This is a genomic window from Streptomyces sp. DSM 116793, assembly GCF_057320905.1.
Genome location: NZ_CM170494.1, coordinates 2,232,239 through 2,254,742 on the forward strand (window position 1 = coordinate 2,232,239; position 22,504 = coordinate 2,254,742).

The 22,504-nt window shown below is 71.3% G+C and carries 16 protein-coding genes and 2 tRNA genes; 8 read left to right on the forward strand and 10 right to left on the reverse strand.

The features are described 5' to 3' along the window. Positions 1-12: 12 nt before the first annotated feature. Positions 13-2,637, reverse strand: coding sequence for a valine--tRNA ligase (locus ACSMXW_RS09300; protein WP_485805139.1), 2,625 nt, complete (start codon positions 2,635-2,637; stop codon positions 13-15). A gap of 136 nt (positions 2,638-2,773) precedes the next feature. Between ACSMXW_RS09300 and ACSMXW_RS09305 the strand changes: the two genes are divergently transcribed. Then, positions 2,774-3,811: a hypothetical protein gene (locus tag ACSMXW_RS09305; protein ID WP_485805141.1), complete on the forward strand. Its 1,038-nt coding sequence runs from the start codon at positions 2,774-2,776 to the stop codon at positions 3,809-3,811. Between the two features lie 225 nt (positions 3,812-4,036). Here the strand turns inward: ACSMXW_RS09305 and clpX are convergent, their stop codons facing one another. From clpX to ACSMXW_RS09330, 5 genes are all read right to left on the reverse strand, one after another. Beyond that, positions 4,037-5,323 carry an ATP-dependent Clp protease ATP-binding subunit ClpX gene (clpX, locus tag ACSMXW_RS09310; RefSeq protein ID WP_485805143.1) on the reverse strand — a complete coding sequence of 429 codons (1,287 nt, stop codon included), beginning with the start codon at positions 5,321-5,323 and terminating at the stop codon, positions 4,037-4,039. Between the two features lie 180 nt (positions 5,324-5,503). Next, a complete protein-coding gene (locus ACSMXW_RS09315; protein ID WP_485805145.1) occupies positions 5,504-6,214 on the reverse strand; it encodes an ATP-dependent Clp protease proteolytic subunit in 711 nt (236 codons plus the stop codon). A 51-nt stretch (positions 6,215-6,265) separates the two neighbouring features. Next, positions 6,266-6,871: an ATP-dependent Clp protease proteolytic subunit gene (locus ACSMXW_RS09320; RefSeq protein WP_485807910.1), complete on the reverse strand. Its 606-nt coding sequence runs from the start codon at positions 6,869-6,871 to the stop codon at positions 6,266-6,268. Between the two features lie 446 nt (positions 6,872-7,317). Further along, a complete protein-coding gene (gene tig, locus ACSMXW_RS09325; protein ID WP_485805146.1) occupies positions 7,318-8,769 on the reverse strand; it encodes a trigger factor in 1,452 nt (483 codons plus the stop codon). A 262-nt stretch (positions 8,770-9,031) separates the two neighbouring features. Further along, positions 9,032-9,108: transfer RNA gene (locus ACSMXW_RS09330), tRNA-Pro, on the reverse strand. Positions 9,109-9,292: 184 nt separating this feature from the next. Between ACSMXW_RS09330 and ACSMXW_RS09335 the strand changes: the two genes are divergently transcribed. Then, positions 9,293-9,366, forward strand: a tRNA-Gly gene (locus ACSMXW_RS09335). Between the two features lie 211 nt (positions 9,367-9,577). On the opposite strand, the gene ACSMXW_RS09340 is transcribed toward ACSMXW_RS09335, so the two are convergent. Beyond that, positions 9,578-9,772, reverse strand: a complete 195-nt coding sequence (locus ACSMXW_RS09340) for a hypothetical protein (protein WP_485805148.1) — start codon at positions 9,770-9,772, stop codon at positions 9,578-9,580. A 685-nt stretch (positions 9,773-10,457) separates the two neighbouring features. Here ACSMXW_RS09340 and ACSMXW_RS09345 point away from each other — a divergent pair. Next, complete coding sequence (locus ACSMXW_RS09345) at positions 10,458-11,645, forward strand: acyltransferase family protein (RefSeq protein WP_485805149.1); 1,188 nt, start codon at positions 10,458-10,460, stop codon at positions 11,643-11,645. Positions 11,646-12,086: 441 nt separating this feature from the next. Continuing rightward, complete coding sequence (locus tag ACSMXW_RS09350; protein ID WP_485805150.1) at positions 12,087-13,202, forward strand: hypothetical protein; 1,116 nt, start codon at positions 12,087-12,089, stop codon at positions 13,200-13,202. Positions 13,203-13,379: 177 nt separating this feature from the next. Here the strand turns inward: ACSMXW_RS09350 and ACSMXW_RS09355 are convergent, their stop codons facing one another. Continuing rightward, positions 13,380-14,531: a PP2C family protein-serine/threonine phosphatase gene (locus ACSMXW_RS09355; protein ID WP_485805152.1), complete on the reverse strand. Its 1,152-nt coding sequence runs from the start codon at positions 14,529-14,531 to the stop codon at positions 13,380-13,382. A gap of 194 nt (positions 14,532-14,725) precedes the next feature. On the opposite strand from ACSMXW_RS09355, the gene ACSMXW_RS09360 reads away from it, so the two are divergent. Continuing rightward, entirely contained in the window at positions 14,726-15,964 is a 1,239-nt protein-coding gene (locus tag ACSMXW_RS09360; RefSeq protein ID WP_485805154.1) for a GNAT family N-acetyltransferase, read from the forward strand. A gap of 464 nt (positions 15,965-16,428) precedes the next feature. Then, entirely contained in the window at positions 16,429-17,631 is a 1,203-nt protein-coding gene (locus ACSMXW_RS09365) for an IS110 family RNA-guided transposase (RefSeq protein WP_485798791.1), read from the forward strand. A gap of 114 nt (positions 17,632-17,745) precedes the next feature. Here ACSMXW_RS09365 and ACSMXW_RS09370 read toward each other — a convergent pair whose 3' ends face one another. Further along, positions 17,746-18,567, reverse strand: coding sequence for an Fpg/Nei family DNA glycosylase (locus ACSMXW_RS09370; protein WP_485805156.1), 822 nt, complete (start codon positions 18,565-18,567; stop codon positions 17,746-17,748). Positions 18,568-18,688: 121 nt separating this feature from the next. After that, positions 18,689-19,177, reverse strand: a complete 489-nt coding sequence (locus ACSMXW_RS09375) for a ribose-5-phosphate isomerase (RefSeq protein ID WP_485805158.1) — start codon at positions 19,175-19,177, stop codon at positions 18,689-18,691. A 203-nt stretch (positions 19,178-19,380) separates the two neighbouring features. Here ACSMXW_RS09375 and ACSMXW_RS09380 point away from each other — a divergent pair, with 203 nt between their 5' ends. Together ACSMXW_RS09380 and ACSMXW_RS09385 are read left to right on the forward strand one after the other, a co-directional pair. Next, positions 19,381-20,865 carry an amino acid permease gene (locus ACSMXW_RS09380; RefSeq protein ID WP_485805160.1) on the forward strand — a complete coding sequence of 495 codons (1,485 nt, stop codon included), beginning with the start codon at positions 19,381-19,383 and terminating at the stop codon, positions 20,863-20,865. A gap of 258 nt (positions 20,866-21,123) precedes the next feature. Continuing rightward, positions 21,124-22,485 (forward strand): FAD-binding oxidoreductase, encoded by a 1,362-nt coding sequence (locus tag ACSMXW_RS09385; protein ID WP_485807912.1) that lies wholly within the window; start codon positions 21,124-21,126, stop codon positions 22,483-22,485. Positions 22,486-22,504: the final 19 nt, after the last annotated feature.

Consider the following 22,504-nt stretch of genomic DNA (forward strand, 5'->3'; position numbering starts at 1 on the left):
GGCTCAGCCGGATCAGGCCGAGGGCAGCCGCTCCAGCTGCCCGCCGATCCGGGCGATGTCCTCCTCGGCCTTCGCGAGCCGCAGGCGAATCTTCTCGACCACGGCCTCCGGCGCCTTCGCCAGGAAGGAGTCGTTGCCCAGCTTCGCCTCGGCCTGGGCGCGCTCCTTGCGGGCGGCTGCCAGGTCCTTCTCCAGCCGCTTCCGCTCGGCCGCGACGTCGATGGCCCCGGACAGGTCGAGCGCCACCTCGGCGCCGGCAACCGGCAGTGTCGCCGTGGCCGTGAAACCGTCGCCCTCCGGCTGCAGCCGGAGCAGCTGCCGGATGGCGGCCTCGTGCGCCGCGAGCGGGGTGCCCGCCAGCCGGAGCCGGGCCGGGACCCGCTGGCCCGGTTGCAGCCCCTGGTCCGCGCGGAACCGCCGGACCTCGGTGATCACCTGCTGGAGGACACCCATCTCGCGGCCCGCCGCGGCGTCCCGGAAGCCGCTGTCCGCGGGCCAGTCCGCGATCACCACGGACTCGCCGCCGGTGAGCGTCGTCCAGAGGATCTCGGTGACGAACGGCACGATCGGGTGCAGCAGCCGCAGGGTGACGTCGAGGACCTCGCCCAGGACGCGCTTGCTGACGTCGGCGGCCTCGCCGCCCGCCTGGAAGGTGGTCTTGGACAGCTCCACGTACCAGTCGAAGACCTCGTCCCAGGCGAAGTGGAACAGCGCGTCGGAGACCTTCGCGAACTGGTAGTCGTCGTAGAAGGCGTCGACCTCGGCGACGGTCTCGTTCAGCCGGGAGAGGATCCAGCGGTCGGTCGCCGAGAGCCGCTCGGGAGCGGGCAGCGGGCCCTCGACCGTGGCGCCGTTCATCAGGGCGAAGCGGGTGGCGTTCCAGATCTTGTTGGCGAAGTTGCGGGAGCCCTGCACCCACTCCTCGCCGATCGGCACGTCCACGCCGGGGTTGGCGCCGCGCGCGAGTGTGAAGCGGAGCGCGTCGGAGCCGTACTTGTCCATCCAGTCGAGCGGGTTGACCGCGTTGCCGAAGGACTTCGACATCTTCTTGCCGAACTGGTCGCGGACCATGCCGTGCAGGGCGATGGTGTGGAACGGCGGGGTGCCGTCCATCGCGTACAGGCCGAACATCATCATCCGGGCGACCCAGAAGAACAGGATGTCGTAGCCGGTGACCAGGACGGAGTTCGGGTAGAACTTCGCCAGGCTGGGCGTCTGCTCGGGCCAGCCGAGGGTGGAGAACGGCCACAGGCCCGAGGAGAACCAGGTGTCCAGGACGTCCGTGTCCTGCGTCCAGCCCTCGCCGCTCGGGGGCTGCTCGTCGGGGCCGACGCAGACCACCTCGCCGTTCGGCCCGTACCAGACGGGGATGCGGTGGCCCCACCAGAGCTGGCGCGAGATGCACCAGTCGTGGAGGTTGTCGACCCAGTCGAAGTAGCGCTTCTCCATCTCCTGCGGGTGGATGGCGACCCGCCCGTCGCGCACCGCGTCGCCCGCGGCCTTGGCGAGCGGCCCGACCTTGACCCACCACTGCATGGAGAGCCGCGGCTCGATGGTGGTCTTGCAGCGCGAGCAGTGGCCCACGGAGTGGATGTAGGGGCGCTTCTCGGCCACGATCCGGCCCTCGGCGCGCAGCGCCGCCACGATGGCGCTGCGCGCCTCCAGGCGGTCCAGGCCCTGGAAGGGTCCCGGCACCGTGATCACGGCGTGCTCGTCCATCACGGCGAGGGACGGGAGGTCGTGCCGCTGGCCGATCTCGAAGTCGTTGGGGTCGTGGGCCGGGGTCACCTTGACGGCGCCGGTGCCGAACTCGGGGTCGACATGGGCGTCGGCGACCACCGGGATGGACCGCTCGGTGAGCGGCAGCCGGATGGTGCGGCCCACCAGGTGGGCGTACCGCTCGTCGTCGGGGTGCACGGCCACGGCGGTGTCGCCGAGCATGGTCTCGGCCCGGGTGGTGGCCACGACGATGGCGTCGTCCCCGTCCCCGTACCGCATCGAGACGAGCTCGCCGTCGTCGTCCTGGTACTCCACCTCGATGTCGGAGATGGCGGTCAGGCAGCGCGGGCACCAGTTGATGATCCGCTCGGCGCGGTAGATCAGCTCGTCCTCGTAGAGCTTCTTGAAGATCGTCTGGACGGCCTTGGACAGGCCCTCGTCCATGGTGAACCGCTCGCGACGCCAGGCGACGCCGTCGCCGAGGCGGCGCATCTGGCCGGAGATCTGGCCGCCGGACTCGCTCTTCCACTGCCAGACGCGGTCGACGAACGCCTCGCGGCCGAGGTCGTGCCGCGACTTGCCCTCCTTGCCGAGCTCGCGCTCGACGACGTTCTGCGTGGCGATGCCCGCGTGGTCCATGCCGGGCTGCCAGAGGGTCTCGTAGCCCTGCATGCGCTTACGGCGCGTGAGCGCGTCGATGAGGGTGTGCTCGAAGGCGTGCCCCAGGTGGAGGCTGCCGGTGACGTTCGGCGGGGGGATGACGATGGTGTACGGCTCTTTCGCGCTGTTCTCGTCGGCCTCGAAGTAGCCCCGCTCTACCCAGCGCTCGTACAGCTGCCCCTCTACCTCGGCCGGTGCGTACTGGGTCGGGAGTTCCGCGGGGGACGCTGGGTGCTGCGCTTGAGTCTTCTCGGTCACGTGGTCAGTTTAGAGGCGTCACGGTCCCGCTCTGAAACCAGCGGGTTTGGTAACGGTGCGGGTCCCGGCTCCCCACAGATGCGCTGGTTACGCCAGGATGTGCGGAACACATAAGTACCTGAGGGGGAACCCAGAAATGAGTCAGAACCAGCCGGGTCCGTACGGCGGGCAACCTCAGCAGCCCGGGCCGGGCGCCCAGCCGGGCCCCTACGGCCGGCAGCAGCCGCAGGCACCGCAGCCCGGCTACGGCCAGCAGCCGGGGACGCCCCAGCCCGGCTACGGCTACCCGCAGCAGCCGCCGCAGGGGCCCGGTTACGGTTATCCGCAGCAGCCTCAGGGCGCCCCGCAGCAGCCCGGTCCCTACGGGCAGCCGCCGCAGCCCGGGCAGCCCGCGTACGGCCAGCAGCCGGGCCCGTACGCCCAGCAGCCCGGCCCGTACGGCCAGCAGCCGGGTTACGGGCAGCAGCCGCCGTACGGCATGCAGCCGCCGGCTCCGGGGGGCGGGAAGAAGAAGACCGGTGTCATCGTCGGCACCGTGGTGGCGCTGGTGGCCATCGGCGCGGGGGTGTGGTGGTTCACGTCGGGCAGCGGCGGCAACAGCGACGTGGCGGACGACGGGCCGCACAAGCTGACCACGCCCGCCACCGTCCTGGGGGGCGAGTACAAGCGGCAGGGCGCGGACCAGGGCGCCAAGAGCACGTCGTCGGACGACGCCAAGGACCTGGCCAAGAGCGGTGTCACGGACGCCAAGCAGGTCAGCGCGCTCTACTCGACACTGGACATCAGCGACCCGAGCTCGCTCTCCCCCAGCGACATCGCCTCCTCCAGGACGATCACCTTCACCGGCCTGTACGGCAAGGTGAAGGACCCGAATGCCGCCGTCGACGAGGCGTTCACGAACATCAAGGACGACCCCGGTGACAAGGACATCAAGTGGGTCGGCGATCCGAAGAGCGTCAGCCCCAGCGGCCTGGACGGCGCCATCATGAAGTGCCAGGAGGCACAGGCGAAGAACCAGCAGACCGGCAAGCTGGACACCGAGTACGTCTGCATGTGGGCGGACTACAGCACGATCGGCATGGGCGTGCCGGTGGAGGGCGGGATGGGCATTCCGCTCGACCAGTCCGCGCAGCGGACGGCCGACCTGCGCAAGGACGTACGCGTCAAGGCGTGACGCGTAGAGGCGCGGAGCTCCAGGGCACGGAGCCCGAGGACATGGCGCCTCCAGGCGCGGGGCCCGAAGCCGCGGCGTCCTCACGCGGGATGTCCGGCAGGCTCTCAGGGGCGGTGTCCCGCAGGCTCTGGTGAGCGCGGAAGGAGGCGCCCCCGGCGGTTTCGCCGGGGGCGCCTCCTTCTGTGTGCGAGGCCGCGGTGCCTGTGTGCGGCGCCGCGGTGCGCGCTAGGCCGACTTCTGCTCGCCGGTGCCGCGGCCGCGGGCGTCGCGGGGGATGAGGGTGGGGTTGACGTTCGAGTGGACGACGTCGGCGGTGATGACGACGCGGGCGACGTCCTTCCTGGAGGGCACCTCGTACATCGTCGACATCAGCACCTCCTCGATGATGGCGCGCAGGCCGCGGGCGCCGGTCTGGCGGAGGATGGCCTGGTCGGCGATGGCCTCCAGGGCCTCCCGCTCGAAGTCCAGCTCGACACCGTCGAGTTCGAAGAGCCGCTGGTACTGCTTGACGAGGGCGTTGCGCGGCTCCACGAGGATCTTCAGCAGGGCCTCGCGGTCCAGGTTGTGCACCGAGGTGATGACCGGGAGGCGGCCGATGAACTCGGGGATCATGCCGAACTTGACCAGGTCCTCCGGCATGACGTCCTCGAACTGGTCCTTCTCCTCCAGCTCGCGCTTGGACCGGATGGTCGCGCCGAAGCCGATGCCCTTGGCGCCGGCCCGGCCCTCGATGATCTTCTCCAGGCCCGCGAAGGCGCCGCCCACGATGAAGAGGACGTTCGTGGTGTCGATCTGGATGAATTCCTGGTGCGGGTGCTTGCGGCCGCCCTGGGGCGGCACGGAGGCGGTGGTGCCCTCCAGGATCTTCAGCAGCGCCTGCTGGACGCCCTCGCCGGAGACGTCCCGCGTGATCGACGGGTTCTCGCTCTTGCGGGCCACCTTGTCGATCTCGTCGATGTAGATGATGCCCGTCTCGGCCTTCTTGACGTCGTAGTCGGCGGCCTGGATGAGCTTCAGGAGGATGTTCTCGACGTCCTCGCCGACGTAGCCCGCCTCGGTCAGCGCCGTGGCGTCGGCGATCGCGAAGGGGACGTTCAGCATGCGGGCCAGTGTCTGGGCCAGCAGGGTCTTCCCGGAGCCCGTGGGCCCGAGGAGCAGGATGTTGGACTTGGCCAACTCGATGGCGTCGTCGCGCCCTTGGGAGCCGCCGTTCTCACCGGCCTGGACCCGCTTGTAGTGGTTGTACACCGCGACCGACAGGGCCTTCTTCGCGGCCTCCTGGCCGACGACGTAGCCCTCCAGGAACTCGTAGATCTCGCGGGGCTTGGGAAGCTCTTCCCAGCGCACCTCGCTCGTCTCGGCGAGCTCCTCCTCGATGATCTCGTTGCAGAGGTCGATGCACTCGTCGCAGATGTACACACCGGGGCCTGCGATGAGCTTCTTGACCTGCTTCTGGCTCTTTCCGCAGAACGAGCACTTGAGCAGATCGCCGCCGTCACCGATGCGTGCCACGAGGTGCTTCCCCAATCGCCTGGGAGACGCCATGATCGGCGTCTCCTGGTGCCTCATATCCGACGGTACCTTGCCTGGCCCCCCGTTCGGGCCCCCCTTGGCGCGGTTCGCTTCGCCGTGGCCGGTGCCCGGCCGGCCGCGGCCGGTGCCAAGGGGTGGCCCGTGGGTGTCGCCGACAGGTCAGACGACGGTCGAGTTGTTCATCTTCCGGGTGGAGATGATCTGGTCGATCAGACCGTACGACAGCGCGTCCTCGGCGGTGAGGATCTTGTCGCGCTCGATGTCGTCGCGGATCTTCTCGATGGGGGTGTTGGAGTGCTTGGCCAGCATCTCCTCCAGCTGCGAGCGCATCCGGAGGATTTCGTTCGCCGCGATCTCCAGGTCCGAGACCTGGCCCCGGCCCGTCTCGCTGTAGGGCTGGTGGATCAGGACGCGGGCGTTCGGCAGGGCCATGCGCTTGCCGGGGGTGCCGGCCGCCAGCAGGACCGCGGCGGCGGACGCGGCCTGGCCCATGCAGACGGTCTGGATGTCCGGCTTCACGAACTGCATCGTGTCGTAGATGGCCGTGAGCGCGGTGAAGGAGCCGCCGGGGCTGTTGATGTACACCGAGATGTCACGGTCGGGGTCCATCGACTCCAGGCAGAGCAGCTGCGCCATGACGTCGTTGGCGGAGGCGTCGTCGATCTGCACGCCGAGGAAGATCACCCGCTCCTCGAAGAGCTTCGCGTAGGGGTCGTACTCGCGCACGCCCTGCGAGGTGCGCTCGACGAAGCGCGGGATCACATAACGGGACTCGGCGCGCGGGCCCTCGTACTGGGCGCTGGGGGCATCTCCCACGCCGTGGGGGCGGTGGAGGCGGTCGTAGAGGCCGCTGCCGGGGAAGTCGTTCACTGGGTCTCCTTCAGGGGCTGAGGCGGTCGGCCAGGGGGCTTCACGGGGCTGTCAGGCCCCGGTGCCGCCGCCGCCCGGCATGCCGGCGGCCGTGGGCATGATGTCGTCGATCAGGCCGTACTCCTTGGCCTCCAGCGGGTCGAACCAGCGGTCGCGGTCCGAGTCGCGGATGATCTGCTCGACCGACTGGCCCGTGTGCTGGGAGGTGAGCTCGGCCATCCGCTTCTTGGTGTGCAGCAGCCGCTCCGCGTGGATCTTGATGTCGGAGGCGGAGCCGGCCAGGCCGGCGGAGGGCTGGTGAATGAGGATCTCCGCGTGCGGCAGGGCGAACCGCTTGCCCGCGGTGCCCGCGCTCAGCAGGAACTGCCCCATGGACGCCGCCATGCCCATGGCGATGGTGACCACGTCGTTCTTGATGTACTGCATGGTGTCGTAGATCGCCATACCGGCCGTGATCGAGCCGCCGGGGCTGTTGATGTACAGGAAGATGTCCTTGTCGGGGTCCGCGGCAAGGAGCAGCAGCTGTGCGGTGATCCTGTTGGCGATCTCGTCGTCCACCGCCTGCCCGAGGAAGATGATCCGCTCATTGAGCAGCCGGTTGTAGACCTGGTCGCCGAGGCCACCACCGATGGAAGGCTCGCCGGCGGCGGAGGGCATCAGATTCGTCACGTATCCACCTGCTCGTCTTACGACGGCGCCGGGCCGTCTCACGTCTTCTCCTGGGGCCTGGGACCCCGTGGCCTTGCCGCCACCCGGCGGCTGTGGGGCTCCCCTGCCCTCGTATTCATGGACCCTAACGCGCAGGCTGGCGGGAGCCATCCCGGTCAGGGAACTGTTCGCTGTCAGCGCAGGTTCGCCGGGGTACCGCCCGGGGCCTTCGAGGCACTGGGAGGCCGGCCGGGCCGGTGCCGGAGGGGCGCCGGCCGAGCCGGTGCCGGGGGCGCCCAGGAGGTTGCGCACCGTGCGCCGGCGGCCACCGTGGGTCGGGCTCACCGGCGTGTACCGCCCACCGCGTGCCCGTGGGCCGTGCCTGTCGCGGCGTGGAGCGAGAGGTCGGGCCCCGGGGCGTGCCGCGTGCACCCGGGGCCCGGACGGGGTCGAGGTCAGGCCTCGGGCTTCTGCTCGGCGTCGGCGGCGGGGGTCTCCGCCGCGGTCTCCGCGGTCTCGGCAGTCTCCGTGGACTCGACAGCCTCGGTGGGCTCGGCAGCGGCCTCCGCCGCCTCCGCCTCGTCCTCCTCGTCCTCCTCGTCGGAGAGGTCCACGACCTCGCCGTTGGTGTCCTTGACCGTGGCCGCCTGCACGACCACCGCGAGCGCCTTGCCGCGGGCGACCTCGCCCACCAGCATCGGCACCTGGTTGCCCTCGACGACGGCCTTGGCGAACTGGTCGGGGGACATGCCGGAGGACGCCGCACGCCGCATGAGGTGCTCGGTGAGCTCCTCCTGGTTGACGTTGAGCTTCTCCTGGGAGACCAGCTCGTCCAGCACGAACTGGGTCTTGATCCCCTTGACCGCGGCTTCCCTGGTCTCGGTCTCGAACTCCTCCTCGCTCTTGCCCTGGATCTCCAGGTACTTCGCGAGGTCGAGACCCATCTGGGCGAGCTGGTGGTGCTCCAGGTTGTGCTTGCGGGTCTCGATCTCGTCCTCGAGGAGCTTCTCGGGGACGGGGACCTCGACCAGCTCGAGCAGCTTGTCGAGCACCCGCTCCTGGGCCTGCGTGGCCTGGTCGTACTCCTTGGTGTTCCGCAGGCGCTTGCGGCTGTCGTCGCGCAGCTCGGCCAACGTGTCGAACTCGGACGCCAGCTGGGCGAAGTCGTCGTCCAGCTCGGGCAGCTCCCGGCTGGCCACCTGGGTGACCTTGACGGTCACCTCGGCCTCCCGGCCGGCCGCCGAGCCGCCCTTCAGCTCGGAGGTGAAGGTGGCCTCACCACCGGCCTCAAGGCCCTTCACGGCGTCGTCGATGCCGTCCAGCAGCTCTCCGGAGCCGATCGTGTACGAGACGCCGGTCGCCACGCCGTCCTCGAGGACCTCGCCGTCGACCTTGGCCTCCAGGTCGAGGGTGACGACGTCGCCGTCCTCGGCGGCGCGCTCGACCGGGGAGGTGGAGGCGAAGCGCTCGCGCAGCTCCTCGACGGCCTTGTCGACGTCCTCGTCGGTGACCTCGATGGCGTCGACCTCGACCTCGATGCCCGAGTAGTCGGGGATCTCGATGGACGGGCGGACGTCGACCTCCGCGGTGAAGGACAGCAGCTCGCCGTCCTTGAGCTCGGTGATGTCGACCTCGGGCTGGCCGAGGACCTTCAGGTCGCCCTCGTTGACCGCGTCGCTGTAGAACTTCGGGAGCGCCTCGTTGACGGCCTCCTCCAGCACGGCGCCGCGACCGAACCGCTGGTCGATGATCCGGGCCGGGATCTTGCCCTTGCGGAAGCCCTTCACCGTGACCTGCTGGTTGATCTTCTTGTACGCCGCGTCGAGGCTGGGCTTGAGCTCCTCGAAGGGCACCTCGACAGTGAGCCGAACCCGGGTCGGGTTCAGGGTCTCCACGGCGCTCTTCACGGTTCGGTCTCCTTGTGGCTGACATCTGGGATTCTGCACGGGACGCGCTGCTGCGCGGCCCCGGCGGCACGCCCTGTTCTGCTCGGACGGTCCTCGGGACTGCCCTGCAGTCGTGAGGCAGCCGTAGGAGATACACAGACACACAGGCGCGCAGCTTGCATAGTAACCGTGCACAGGAGGGGACCCACAACGTGATCACGCCCCCGGGGCGCCACCCGGGCGCGAGGGTGCGAGCGGGTGGCGCGAGCGGACGAGGGGCCGCTGGTCGGGGTGGCGGGATTTGAACCCACGGCCTTCCGCTCCCAAAGCGGACGCGCTACCAAGCTGCGCCACACCCCGTCGGTGCGACACGTAGGGTACATGCCCACAGGCACCGCGGCTGCCGTATTGCGCGGCACAGGGGCACAGGAGGCGCCGGATGCGCCTGAGGGGACGCCCGGGGGTGTGCGGCCGGGGCGCCCGACCCGCTAGGATGCTCTGCGTGCGGCTCCGCTGACGTGCATCGTCCGGCGGCGCGCGCCATGCGGGCGTAGCTCAATGGTAGAGCCCTAGTCTTCCAAACTAGCTACGCGGGTTCGATTCCCGTCGCCCGCTCCACGCTGTGACGCACCGGCCCGGCCCGCGGTCCTCCCGCAAGCCGGGCCGCTGTCTTGCCCCGGCCGCGCGGACCTCCCGCTCCGGCCGCGCGCGACCCTGCCGCGGCGGACCCCGTCCGGCGGACCGGCGGACCGGTCCGGTGTCCGGCCCCTGACCGCGCGCCGCCCGCGCCCCGGCCGGAGGCTCCGGCCGGGGCGCGGGCGGCGCGCGGTCAGAAGTTGATCGAGCTGATGGTGTCGGCTATCGAGTTCAGGAAGCGGTTGATGTCCGGTGCCACGCCTGTGGAGGCGAGGAAGAACCCGAAGAGCACGGCGACGATGGCGGGGCCCGGCTTGATCGATCCGCCGCGCATCAGCACGACGAGGACGATCGCCAACAGCAGCACCACGGACAGCGAAATGGCCACAACTGATCACACACCCTCGGTCGGTCCACTCTCCCGGCCGGGGGGGTACAGCCCCGCACTCCCCCGCCAGAACCATCGTGCCACCAACCAGGCCGGGGTATGCGGCGGGTGACGAAACGTCGGCGATGTGCACGAGGAGTGTCCGCGGCGGCCGGGCCCCGCGACGGTGAGAGAAGCGAACGACGGCCATCCGCCGGCCAATTCGCGTGCCGTGCGTCACATTCGTATTCGGCTCGATCATTGCCCTGACCATCCATAAGGCGATCACCGAATTCCGGCCGAACCACACGCCCTGCACTCGACAACACATCACGCACACAGCGGGGACACAGCAAACCCGTATCGCGAACTGCCCATTTCCGACAGCAAGTCCGACAAATCCGGGCATTACGGCATGGGGACTTTGACCGTAATGTACCGATCAAACAGTACCAAGCAGGACGTAACGGATGAAGCGGAATGGTCGCTTCCGGAGTGTTCCCCCGACAAAGGATGCCAATCATTAAGTCGACATCATCGAATGCCGAAGGCGCCACCTGCTTTAACCCGTAATCGGATACGGGGTTTTACCGAATCGCATGAGCGGCGCTAGGCTGCCTCAGATGTTCGACGCCGCCATGACCCCCAGCACAGCGAGACCGTGGATCTCACGGATCGTATCGCCGAGTTCTTGGTGGGAGGGCCTGTGATGAACTCACTGCGCCCCTCCGGCCGGCAGTCGGTGCCGCTTCCGCCGGAGCGGCAGCCGTCGGACGGAGTACCCACCCCGCGCTCCGGCGAGCCCACCCGTCCCGCCCGGCACGCCGCCGCGTCCTCCGCCACCGCCGGGCCCGCCAAGCAGCGCGATGCGTTCTTCGACAACGCCAAGTACATCGCGATCGTGCTGGTCGCGATGGGGCACGCCTGGGAGCCGCTGCGGGACGGCAGCCGCGCCGCCACCGCCCTCTACATGCTGGTGTACGCCTTCCACATGCCGGCGTTCATCATCATCTCCGGGTACTTCTCCCGCAGCTTCGACATGCGCCCGGACCGCCTGCGGCGGCTGGTGACCGGTGTCGTGGTCCCCTATGTGGTCTTCGAGGTCGCCTACTCGCTGTTCAAGCGCTGGGGCGACCACGACCCGTCGCAGGAGATCAGCCTCCTCGACCCGTGGTTCCTGACCTGGTTCCTCATCGCGCTGTTCATCTGGCGCCTGACCACCCCGATCTGGAAGGCGATCCGCTGGCCGCTGCCCGTCGCGCTGGGCATCGCCGCGCTGGCCTCCGTCTCCCCCGACATCGGTGACGACCTCGACCTCCAGCGCGTGCTTCAGTTCCTGCCGTTCTTCGTGCTCGGCCTGAGCCTGAAGCCGGAGCACTTCCAGCTGGTCCGCCGCAGGTCGGTACGGCTGGTCGCGGTGCCCGTCTTCCTCTTCGCGGGCGTCTTCTCCTACTGGGCCGCCACCCGCATGAACGAGGCCTGGTTCTTCCACCGCGACGCCGCCCAGGAGCTGGGCACGCCCTGGTGGGCCGGGATCGTGATGACGTTCGCGATCTTCGGCTGCTCGCTGGTGCTCACCGCCTGCTTCTTCGCCTGGGTGCCGGGCCGGAGGATGTGGTTCACGACGCTGGGCGCGGGCACCCTGTACGGCTACCTGCTGCACGGCTTCGTGGTGAAGGCCGCGGGCTTCTACGGCTGGTACGACGACTTCCCGATCCTGTACAAGCCCGTCGGCGAGGTCCTGGTGACCGTGATCGCCGCGGTCCTCGTCACCCTGCTCTGCACCGCGCCGGTACGGCGGGTCTTCCGGTGTGTGATGGAGCCGGAGATGAAGTGGGCCTTCAAGCAGGATCCGGCGCAGGCGGCCCGGGAACGCAGCAAGACCAGAGTCTGACCCCCGCCCCCGCTCCGGGCTCCGGGCTCCGGGCTCCGGGCTCCGGGCTCCGGGCTCCGGGCTCCGGGCAAGTCTCAGGGCGCCGGGGGCGCCAGGGAAGGCCGCGCGCACGAGGCGCCGCCGGCCGCGTCCACGGGACACTCTTCCGCTCCGGCGGCGGCGTGTCCGGCGGACGCGGCCGGCGGCGCCTTGTATCGTTCCGCCGGGCGAACACTTCGGGGGGTGGTGCTGCGCCGGCACGTCGTACGCCGCCAGGCCGCGTCCAGGGCGGTCGCCGCCGGGTCTCCGGTGGGGCCCCGGGCGCCGCCGTCCGTCGCCCCCGACGCCGCTCCCGGATGATCCGCGGTCCCTGGTCTCCTCACTCCCGGCATGACGCGCCCACGTCACTCAGGGCGACCCGGGCCGGTCCGCACTCCTTAGACCTTCCTTCGAGGTGTTCTCATGCGTCATGCGGCTCATCGGTCCCGTCCGCCCCATGTGGTGGTCATGGAGGCCCACGCGTTCCATGCGGAGGTGCTGTTCGGCCTCGCGAGCGCGGCGGCCGGCCTCCCCCACGACCCCGACGTCTCCGTCTTCGGCCACGACTACTGGGGCGCCGGCGACCTGCTCCGCAAGGACCTGGGCGTCGCCTGCTCCTACGGCCCGCTCACCGACCTGCGCGACGCCGTGCTCCTCGGCGACCGGCGCGGGTCCTACGACGCCGTCCTGATAGGCACCTATCCGCTGCCGGACGAGCGGATCCTGAAGCTGGCGCTCGCCGCCTCACCGCAGGTGCTCGCCCTGGTGCACGACATCGCCTTCTTCGACGACGTGGAGCGCCTGACGGCCCTGCTCGGCGCCCACGAGGGCCTGCGCCTGGCCCATGCCGGGGTGGCGCCCTCCGAGGCCGTCAGCCGGCTCCCCGAGGAGCTGCGCCGCCGCATCGACCGGTTCGTCCCGGTGTTCCACACCCCGGCGCCGGACGCCGACCCGCGGCGCACCCCACCGGAGCTGCGCTCGGGCGTGAACATGCCCGGCCGGATGGAGTTCTCGCGCCGCGACTACCCCACCGCGCTACGGCTCGCCGCCGAGTCCCGGGTGCCGCTCACACTGCTCGGCCAGGCCGACGAGGAGGGCGAGCGCAGGATGCGGGCGGCCGTCGCGGCCGGCGGCATCCCCGAGTCCCTGCTGACCCGGGTGACGAACCCCGGGTTCGCCGCGTTCTACCGCTCCATCGAGGCGTCCCGGTACGTGGCCGTGATGACCGCGGACCCGCAGTACCTGGACGGAAAGCTCACCGCCGCGGCCGGCTGGGCGCTGTCCTGCGGTGTGCCGATGCTCGCCCACCGGGACGACTACGACTACTACACCGCGGCCGACCCGCTCTTCGCGGACTGCATGGTGCGCTTCAGCCCCGACGCCCCCACGGGCCACCCGGAGAACTGGGGCACGATCGTCCACGACACCCCGCCCGAGGCCTACGCCGAGCTGTGCGCCCGTACCGTGGCCGCACGCGACGCCCTGCTGGCGGAGAACGTGCGCCGCATCCAGCGGCTGTACGACCCGGCCACGGCCTGAGCCCCCGGCCCCGACCTCGACCCTGGGGCGCGCCGGCCCCGCGCCCCGCGCCCCGGGGGCCGGGGGCCACGCACGCCGGGGCGGGGGCGGACACCCGGGGAACCGCACGCCGCCGTCCTGACGGCGCTCGCAGGGCCGCCGGACAGCGCCCCGCGCCGCTGGCCGGACGCTCCGCGGCTAGCCGGTCTCCCGGCAGATCAGCAGCAGCGCACGGTCGTCGTTGACGTCCTTCGCGACCGCCTCGATGAGGTGCCAGGCGGCGCCATGGAAACCGCCCGCCACATAGCGGTCGGCCTCGCCGGTGAGGCGGTCGAGGCCTTCGGTGAGGTCCCGGTCCGCGGTCTCCACGAGACCGTCGGTGAAGAGCATCAGGACGTCGCCGGGGCGCAGGGTGCCCTTGATCGGGTCGAACTGCGCGCCCTCGTACACGCCCAGCAGCGGCCCCTCCGCGGCCTTCTCCTCCCAGCGGCCGCTGCCGGCGCTGAGCTGGAGGCCCGGCGGGTGGCCGGCCGAGAACAACTCGTAGTCGCCCGACTCCAGGTCGAGCACCAGGTGGATGGAGGTGGCGAAGCCCTCGTCCCAGTCCTGGCGGATCAGGTAGCCGTTGGCGGCGGGCAGGAACGCGTGCGGGGGCAGCGAGCCGAGCAGGCCGCCGAAGGCGCCGGACAGCAGCAGCGCGCGTGAGCCGGCGTCCATGCCCTTGCCGGAGACATCGGTGAGGACGACCTCCAGGGTGCGCCCGCCGTTGGTGCGGGCGGCCACCACGAAGTCCCCCGAGAACGACTGTCCGCCGGCGGGCCGCAGCGCCATCTCACGGTGCCATCCCGGCGGCAGCGCGGGCAGCTTGCTCTGCACCCGGATGCGTTCCCTCAGGTCGAAGAGCATGGTGCCACCGCGCCGCCAGGGCACCCCGACGCGGCTGCGGAACTGCGCGATGAGCAGCCCGAAGAAGCCGCAGGCGGCGACCACGAGCACCACGCCGGGCGTCACCCGGGACGGGCCCTGGGTGTACGGGCCGAGGACTATGGACTCCACGATGAGGGCGGTGGCCGCCCCCGCGTACAGGCCGAGCAGGCTCGCGGGCCGCAACAGCAGGCCGCCGGCCACGATGGGCAGCACCAGCAGGGCCGGCGAGCACCAGACGGAGTCCATCACGGTGCCGCAGGCGATCAGCGGCACCGTCAGCAGCAGGCCGGCTAGCGCGATCCAGTCCGAGCCGTCGCCGCGGAAGTAGTCGACCCCGGATTTGCGCAGGCCGATGCGGACCCGGTGGAGTCGCCTCTTCATCCGGGCCGGGAACGTGTCCGCTGCCGCGCGTCTTCCTGCCATCGCTCGTTGGACCCTATCCAGCGATGCCCGCCCTCCGCACGGGAGGTTCCGGTTGTCCTTCGGTGGACTCCTGTCCGACGGCCGTCGGAGACCCGTCATCCGGCGCGCGGCGGCCCGCCGGGGCGGTTCGCGGTGCGCCGGCCGGCGGGATAAACCTGTCGCTCCTCCCCTGGCCGCCTGGTAAGGATGCCCCTATGACGACGGAAGTGCGAGTACTCGACCCGGCCGGCTGGGACGCCTGGTATGCCACGCTGGAGCGGGCGTTCGGAGGGGTGGCGGAGGATCCCGATGAGCGCGCGCTGTGGAACGACCTCACCGAGTACGACCGCTCCCTGGGGGTCAGGGACGGCGGTGAGTGGGTCGCCACGGCGGGGTCCTTCTCCTTCCGGATCGCGGTGCCCGGCGGTGCGGTGCTGCCCGCCGCGGGCGTCACGATGGTGAGCGTCTCGGCCACGCACCGGCGGCGTGGGCTGCTCACCGCGCTGATGCGCAGGCAGCTCGACGACGTGCGGGCCCGGGGCGAGTCGCTGGCGGTGCTGACCGCGTCGGAGCCCGCCATCTACGGCCGGTTCGGGTACGGCGTCGGCACCCTGCAGCTGAGCCTGGAGATCGACACCGACCGGGTGCGGGTGATCGCCCCGCCGGGCGCCGACGACATACGGCTGCGGTTCGCCCGGCCCGCCGACGTCGCCGTCGCGTGCGAGTCCGTCTACGCGCGGATGGTGAGCCGCAGGCCGGGGCTCCTGGAGCGGGGTCCGGGCTCGGGATGGGCGCGGCGGCCGCTGCTCGACCCGGTGAGCGAGCGGCACGGCGCCTCGCCGCTGCAGTGCGTGCTGGCCGAGCGGGACGGCGAGGTCGTGGGGTACGCCCGCTTCCACAACAAGCCCGACTGGGACGCCGGCGGGCCGCGGGGCACCATCCGCCTGCGTGACCTGGAGGCGCTCGACCCGGCCGGGTACGCGGCGCTGTGGCGGTTCCTCATGTCGATCGACCTGACGTCGACCCTGGTGGCGTACAACAGGCCCGTGGACGATCCGGTGCAGCACCTGGTGAACGACGTCCGGCGGTGCGGGATGCGGGTGCGCGACGGACTGCACGTACGGCTGGTGGACGTGGCCGGGGCCCTGCGGTCACGCGCGTACCGCACGCCGGTGGACGTCGTCCTCGATGTCTCCGACCCGTTCTGCCCGTGGAACGAGGGGCGCCTGCGGCTGACCGCCGATCCCGGCAAGGAGGCCGCCTGCGAACCCACGGCGGACGCCGCGGACCTGGCGCTCTCCGTGCGGGAGCTGGGCGCCGCGTACCTGGGCGGCCGGAGCATCGCGTCGATGGCGGCGGCCGGGTGGGTCCGGGAGCTGCGCCCCGGGGCCCTCGCCGAGGCCTCGACGGCTTTCGGGTCCGATGTGGCGCCCTGGCTGCCGCACGGGTTCTGAGTTCGGCTGCGTGCCGGGCTGGGCCGACGTTCGGTCTCGGCCTCCGGCCGCGCGCCGGTGGGACCGGCGGCGCTGCGCGCGCTCATACGCTCCGCCGAGCCCCTGTCGGGCGCCGCCGCGACCACCTGCCGGTGGGGGCTCGTCGCGCAGTTCCCCGCGCCCCTTTACCGGCGCTTCGCGCCCCCACACCCACCCAGCCCCCGTTATCTTCTTCGCGGTCCTGCAAGAGGGCCGCTGGCCTCCGGGTCCGGTATGACTGTGTCCCCCTGTCGATGGGATGACCTGGGGGGTGGTGTCACCGGGCCCGTGGGGTGCCGTGGGAGACGCTGATGAGAGGTCCGACTACCGCCTGGCCGGGCGCAACGCCCGGCATCCTGCGGGCGGCAGGTCTGCATAACGTGGATGCGCGCGTACGGCTCCATCGCCCTGGCCAGCACCGCACGAGCCCTGTTCGGGAGGACAGGTTGTACGACATCGACGACGTAGGCGTCTTCCTCGGCCTGGACGTCGGCAAGAGCGCCCATCACGGACACGGCCTGACTCCTGCCGGCAAGAAGATCTTCGACAAGCCGCTGCCCAACAGCGAGACGAAGCTGCGAGCGGTGTTCGACAAGCTCGCCGCGAAGTTCGGCACCGTCCTGGTGATCGTGGACCAGCCTGCCTCGATCGGAGCCCTCCCACTCACCGTCGCCCGCAACGCCGGCTGCAAGGTCGCCTACCTGCCAGGCCTGGCCATGCGCCGGATCGCCGACCTCTACCCGGGCGAGGCCAAGACCGACGCGAAGGACGCCGCGGTGATCGCGGATGCCGCCCGCACCATGCCGCACACCCTGCGCTCGCTTCACATGACCGACGAGATCACCGCCGAGCTGACCGTCCTGGTCGGCTTCGACCAGGACCTCGCGGCCGAGGCCACCCGCACCTCCAACCGGATACGCGGCCTGCTCACCCAGTTCCACCCAAGCTTGGAACGCGTGCTCGGGCCACGTCTGGACCACCAGGCCATCACCTGGCTGCTGGAACGCTACGGCTCCCCAGCCGCCCTGCGAAGGGCAGGTCGTCGCAGGCTCGTGGAGGTGATCCGGCCCAAAGCCCCACGCATGGCCCAGCGACTGATCGACGACGTCTTCACCGCGCTCGACGAACAGAGCGTCGTGGTCCCAGGCACCGGCACCCTCGACGTCGTGATCCCGTCCCTGGCCCGCTCCCTCGCCGCCGTTCACGACCAGCGCCGGGCCTTGGAAACCCAGATCGGGACACTGCTGGAGGACCACCCTCTTTCGAAGGTCCTGACCTCGATTCCGGGGGTCGCGGTCAGGACCGCAGCCACCTTGCTGGTCACCGTCGGCGACGGCACCAGCTTCCCCACCGCCGCCCACCTGGCCTCCTACGCCGGCCTCGCCCCGACAACGAAGTCGTCGGGAACCTCGATCCACGGCGAACACGCACCCAGAGGCGGCAACCGGCAACTCAAACGCGCGATGTTCCTCTCCGCATTCGCCGCCCTGCACGATCCCGCCTCCCGCACCTACTACGACCGCTGCCGAGCCCGCGGAAAAACCCACACACAAGCCCTTCTCCGCCTCGCTCGCCACCGCATCAGCGTCCTGTTCGCCATGCTCCGCGACGGCACCTTCTACGAACCCAGAACCCCACGCCTCGCTTGACGAAAGACATAGAGGCACCTCCCTCTCCATCGCGACCACCTGCCAGTGGGGCTCGTCGCGCAGTTCCCCGCGCCCCTTATCCGGCGCTTCGCGCGCCTCCGCGGCGTCGGGGTGTCAGTGGGGCTGGCAGGTCGGGCACCAGAAGAGGTTGCGGGCGGCGAGATCGGCGGTGCGGATCTCGCCGCCACAGAGGTGGCAGGGCTGGTTCGCCCTGCGGTAGACGTACACCTCGCCGCCGTGGTCGTCGACGCGGGGCGGGCGGCCCATGGCCTCGGGGGTGTGTTCGGGGCGGACGGTGTCGATGCGGTTGGTGCGCACGCCCTCGCGCATCAGGGCGACCAGGTCGGCCCAGATGGCGTCCCACTCCGCGCGGGTGATGTCACGGCCCGCCCGGTAGGGGTCGATGCCGTGCCGGAAGAGGACCTCGGCGCGGTAGACGTTGCCGACGCCCGCGATCACCTTCTGGTCCATGAGCAGCGCGGCGATGCTGGTCCTGCTGCGGGAGATCCTGCGGTGGGCGCGCTCGGCGCCGTCTGAGGCGACGTCCTCCGCGCGGAGCGGGTCGGGGCCGAGCCGCCGGTGCACCGCGTCCTTCTCGGCCTCGGTTATCAGGGCGCAGGTCGTCGGGCCGCGCAGGTCGGCGTAGGCGTCGCCGCCCACCAGCCGGAGCCGTACCGTGTCCGCGGGCGGCGGCACGGGCGGCGTCCCGAAGGCGTAGGTGCCGAACAGGCCCAGGTGGACGTGGACCCAGCCGGCCGGTCCGAAGCCCAGGAAGAGGTGCTTGCCGTGTGCCTCGGCCTCGGACAGGACGGTCCCGTCGAGCAGCGCGGCGGCGTCGGAGAACTTTCCCTGCGGGCTGCCGACCGCGACGCGCCGGCCCTGGAAGTGTGCCCGGTGGTCGGCCGCCAGCCGGTGGATCGTGTGCCCTTCGGGCACGCCCGGCCTCCTTCGTCTGCGGAGTCGTCTGCTGTGGTGCGCGGGTGCGCGGGGCGGCCGGCCCTCCGGGGCCCGGGGCCGGCCGGCCCTGCGGGCGGGCCTTCGGCGGGCCGGCCGGCCGCTACGGCCGCTGCGGGTGGTGCGCGGGGATCGCGGGCAGCTCGCCCGTGGTCTCGTACGAGGAGAGCATGGCGATGCGCCGGGCGTGCCGCTCGCCTCCGGAGAACGGGGTGTTCAGGAAGATCTCGACGAACTTGACGGCCTCGTCCGTGCCGTGCATCCGGGCGCCGATCGCGACGACGTTGGCGTCGTTGTGCTCACGGCCGAGCGCCGCGGTCTGCTCGTTCCAGGCGAGCGCCGCGCGGACGCCCTTGACCTTGTTCGCGGCGATCTGCTCGCCGTTGCCCGAGCCGCCGATCACGATGCCCAGGGCGTCGGGGTCCCCGGCCGCGCCCTCGGCGGCGCGCAGGCAGAACGGCGGGTAGTCGTCGTCGGCGTCGTAGACGTGCGGGCCGCAGTCGACCGGCTCGTGGCCCTGGGCCTTGAGCCACTCGACGAGGTGGTTCTTCAGTTCGTATCCGGCATGGTCGGAGCCCAGGTACACACGCATGCACCGAGTGTGGCACGGAACGTCCGCCCGGGGCGCCCCAGGGTGGTGCCGGGAGGGGCCCACAGGGGTGCCCGCCGGAGCGGACGGTGCGTCACCGCAACGGCACGCCCGCCGTACAACGATCCGGAGTCAGGACTTCCGTACCGTATGACGGTGAGTTTGAATGCGGGGGCTCGTGACCCGATGACCCGAAGGATCCGTCCATGATCTCGCGGCGATCCCCCGCGGAGGCCGACCCCGGCCCCGAGGAGCCCACCGCGCCCGCCGGCGGCGACGGCGACGCCCTGCGGGCGGGGCTCAAGAACCGCCATCTGTCCATGATCGCCATCGGCGGGGTGATCGGCGCCGGCCTGTTCGTGGGCTCCAGCGCCGGCATCGCCGCCGCGGGGCCCGCCATCCTGCTGTCGTACGCCCTGGTCGGCGTGCTGGTCGTGCTGGTGATGCGGATGCTCGGCGAGATGGCGGCGGCGCGCCCGTCCTCGGGCTCGTTCTCGGAGTACGCCGACCGGGCGCTCGGTCACTGGGCGGGCTTCTCCATCGGCTGGCTGTACTGGTTCTTCTGGGTGGTGGTGCTGGCGGTGGAGGCCACCGCGGGCGCCGTGATCCTGAACGGCTGGGTGCCCGCCGTCCCGCAGTGGGGCTGGGCGCTGATCGTGATGCTGCTGCTCACCGGCTCGAACCTGGCCTCGGTCGGTTCCTACGGCGAGTTCGAGTTCTGGTTCGCCGGGATCAAGGTGGTCGCGATCGGCCTGTTCATCGCGGTCGGACTGCTGGCGGCCTTCGGCGCGCTGCCCGGGTCGGACAACGCCGGCGCGGGGTTCGGCCACCTCACGGACGCCGGCGGGTTCCTGCCGAACGGCCCCGGGTCGATCCTCACCGGAGTGCTGACGGTCGTCTTCTCCTTCATGGGCAGCGAGATCGTCACCCTGGCGGCCGGGGAGTCCGCCGACCCGCAGCGGGCCGTGAGCAAGGCGACCAACAGCGTGATCTGGCGGATCTGCGTCTTCTACCTGGGCTCGATCCTCGTGGTGCTGCTCCTGCTGCCGTGGAACACCCCGTCCATCACCAAGGACGGCTCCTATGTGGCCGCCCTCGACTCGATCGGCATCGCGCACGCCGGCCAGGTGATGAACGTCATCGTGCTCACCGCGGTGCTGTCCTGCCTGAACTCCGGTCTGTACACGGCGTCCAGGATGGCGTTCTCGCTCGGCAGGCGCGGTGACGCGCCCAAGGCGTTCGCCAGGACCAGCGGCCCGGGCGTGCCGCGGGCGGCGATCCTCGGGTCGGTCGTCTTCGGCTTCCTGGCGGTGTTCTTCAACTACCGGTGGCCGGACACGGTCTTCGCGTTCCTGCTGAACTCCTCCGGCGCGGTCGCCCTCTTCGTCTGGCTGGTGATCTGCTGCACGCAGCTGCGGATGCGCGGGATCGTGCTCAGGGAGGCGCCGGAGCGGCTCGTCGTCCGCATGTGGCTCTTCCCGTACCTCACCTGGGCGACGATCGCGATGATCGCCTTCGTGCTGGTCTACATGCTCACCGACGACACGGGCCGCGACCAGGTGCTGCTGTCGCTGCTGGCCGCGGCGGTGGTGGTGGCCGCGGCGCTGCTCAAGCAGTGGCGGCAGCGGAGCAGGCGGCCGGGCGCCGGGGCGGCGCGGGACGGAGCCGAGGAGACCTCCCGGAAAACCTGACGGTACCTGTCAGGTTGGTGCGCGAGCCTCCGGGTGCGGGTCCGAAGGGGACCCTCCGGGTGCGGGTCCAATGGGGGCCCTCCGGGTGCGGGTCCAATGGGGGCCCTCCGGGTGCGGATCCGCCGGGACCACCGTCCGGACGTGGATCCCGTGGGCCCGCGGGCGGTCCCCGGCGGACCACCGCGCCTCGCACCTCGCACCTCGCACCACTGCACCACTGCACCACTGCACCACTGCACCAAGGAGGCTCGTGTGAGCTTGCAGTCCTTCGTCTCCGGCCGCCTAGTCCTGCGGCCGGGAGACCTCGGGTACGACACGGAGACGGCCGGCTTCCAGACGGGGTTCGCGCAGCGGCCCGCGCTGGTCTGCGCGGCCTCGTCGGCCGGTGACGTCACCGCGGCGGTCGCGTACGCGGCCGAGCGGGGGATGCCGGTCGACGTCCAGGCGACGGGGCACGGGCTGCCCGGCGCGGCGGAGGGCCGGCTGCTGGTCGCCACCCGGCGGATGGACGCGGTGGCCGTCGACCCGGTGGCCCGCACCGCCAGGATCGCGGCCGGCGCCAGGTCCCGGCAGGTCGTGGCGGCCGCCGCGGCGCACGGCCTGGCGCCGCTGAACGGCTCGTCACCCGGCGTCGGCGCCGTCTCGTACACCCTGGGCGGCGGCCTCGGCATCCTCGCCCGCACCTTCGGTTACGCGGCCGACCAGGTGCGGAGCCTCGACGTGGTGACGGCGGACGGACGGTTGCGGCACGTCACCCCGGACACCGACCAGGACCTGTTCTGGGCGCTGCTCGGCGGCGGCGCGGACTTCGGGGTGGTGACGGAGCTGGAGACCGCTCTCGTGCCCGTGGCGCGCCTGTACGGCGGCTCGCTCGCCTTCGACGGCGGCAGCGTGGCGGCGCGGGACGTGCTGTGCGCGTACGAGGAGTGGACGCGGACCGTGCCGGACGAGCTGACGTCGTCGTTCGCGGCGGTCCCCTACCCCGACCTGCCGGCGCTGCCCCGGGAGCTGAGGGGCCGCCATGTGCTGTCCGTGCGGGTCGCGTACACCGGTCCCGCGGCCGAGGGCGAGCGGCTGGTGGCGCCGCTGCGGGAGCTGGGGCCCGTGCTGGCGGACTCGCTGCGGGAGATGCCGTACGGCGAGAGCCACACCATCCACGGCGACCCGGACTTTCCGCACGCCTACTACGGGGACAGCGCGGTGCTCAGCGCGCTGGACGCGGCTGCGGCCGGGGAGTTGGCGGCGCTGACCGGGCCCGACGCGCCCGTGATGTGCGTCCTTCAGGTGAACCACCTGGGCGGCGCGCTGGCCGCCCCGCCGCCGGTGCCCACCGCGGTGCCGCACCGCGGGGGGCGGTTCCTGGTGCGGGTGCTGTCCGTGCTGTCCGCCGGCAGCGGGCGGGAGGCGGTCCGGGCCCACTACGAGAAGGTGTTCGGCGCGCTCTCGCCGTGGGCGATCGGGCGTTCGCTGAACTTCTCGCTCGGGGGCGGGGAGCGGCCCCAGGGCCTGTTCGAGCCGGCTGCCGCGGCTCGCCTGGCGGCGCTGAAGAAGCGTTACGACCCGGCGCGGCTGTTCCGCAGGGGGTACGGGCTCACCGCCTGGGACGGTTTCGGTTCCTGAAGGGCACGGTCCCGCGCTC

Coding starts and splice junctions, on each gene's coding strand:
- ACSMXW_RS09305 (WP_485805141.1), top strand. CDS start 2,774: ATGAGTCAGAACCAGCCGGGTCCGTACGGCGGGCAACCTCAGCAGCCC.
- ACSMXW_RS09320 (WP_485807910.1), bottom strand. CDS start 6,871: ATGCCCTCCGCCGCCGGCGAGCCTTCCATCGGTGGTGGCCTCGGCGAC.
- ACSMXW_RS09350 (WP_485805150.1), top strand. CDS start 12,087: ATGCGTCATGCGGCTCATCGGTCCCGTCCGCCCCATGTGGTGGTCATG.
- ACSMXW_RS09355 (WP_485805152.1), bottom strand. CDS start 14,531: ATGGCAGGAAGACGCGCGGCAGCGGACACGTTCCCGGCCCGGATGAAG.
- ACSMXW_RS09360 (WP_485805154.1), top strand. CDS start 14,726: ATGACGACGGAAGTGCGAGTACTCGACCCGGCCGGCTGGGACGCCTGG.
- ACSMXW_RS09375 (WP_485805158.1), bottom strand. CDS start 19,177: ATGCGTGTGTACCTGGGCTCCGACCATGCCGGATACGAACTGAAGAAC.
- ACSMXW_RS09380 (WP_485805160.1), top strand. CDS start 19,381: ATGATCTCGCGGCGATCCCCCGCGGAGGCCGACCCCGGCCCCGAGGAG.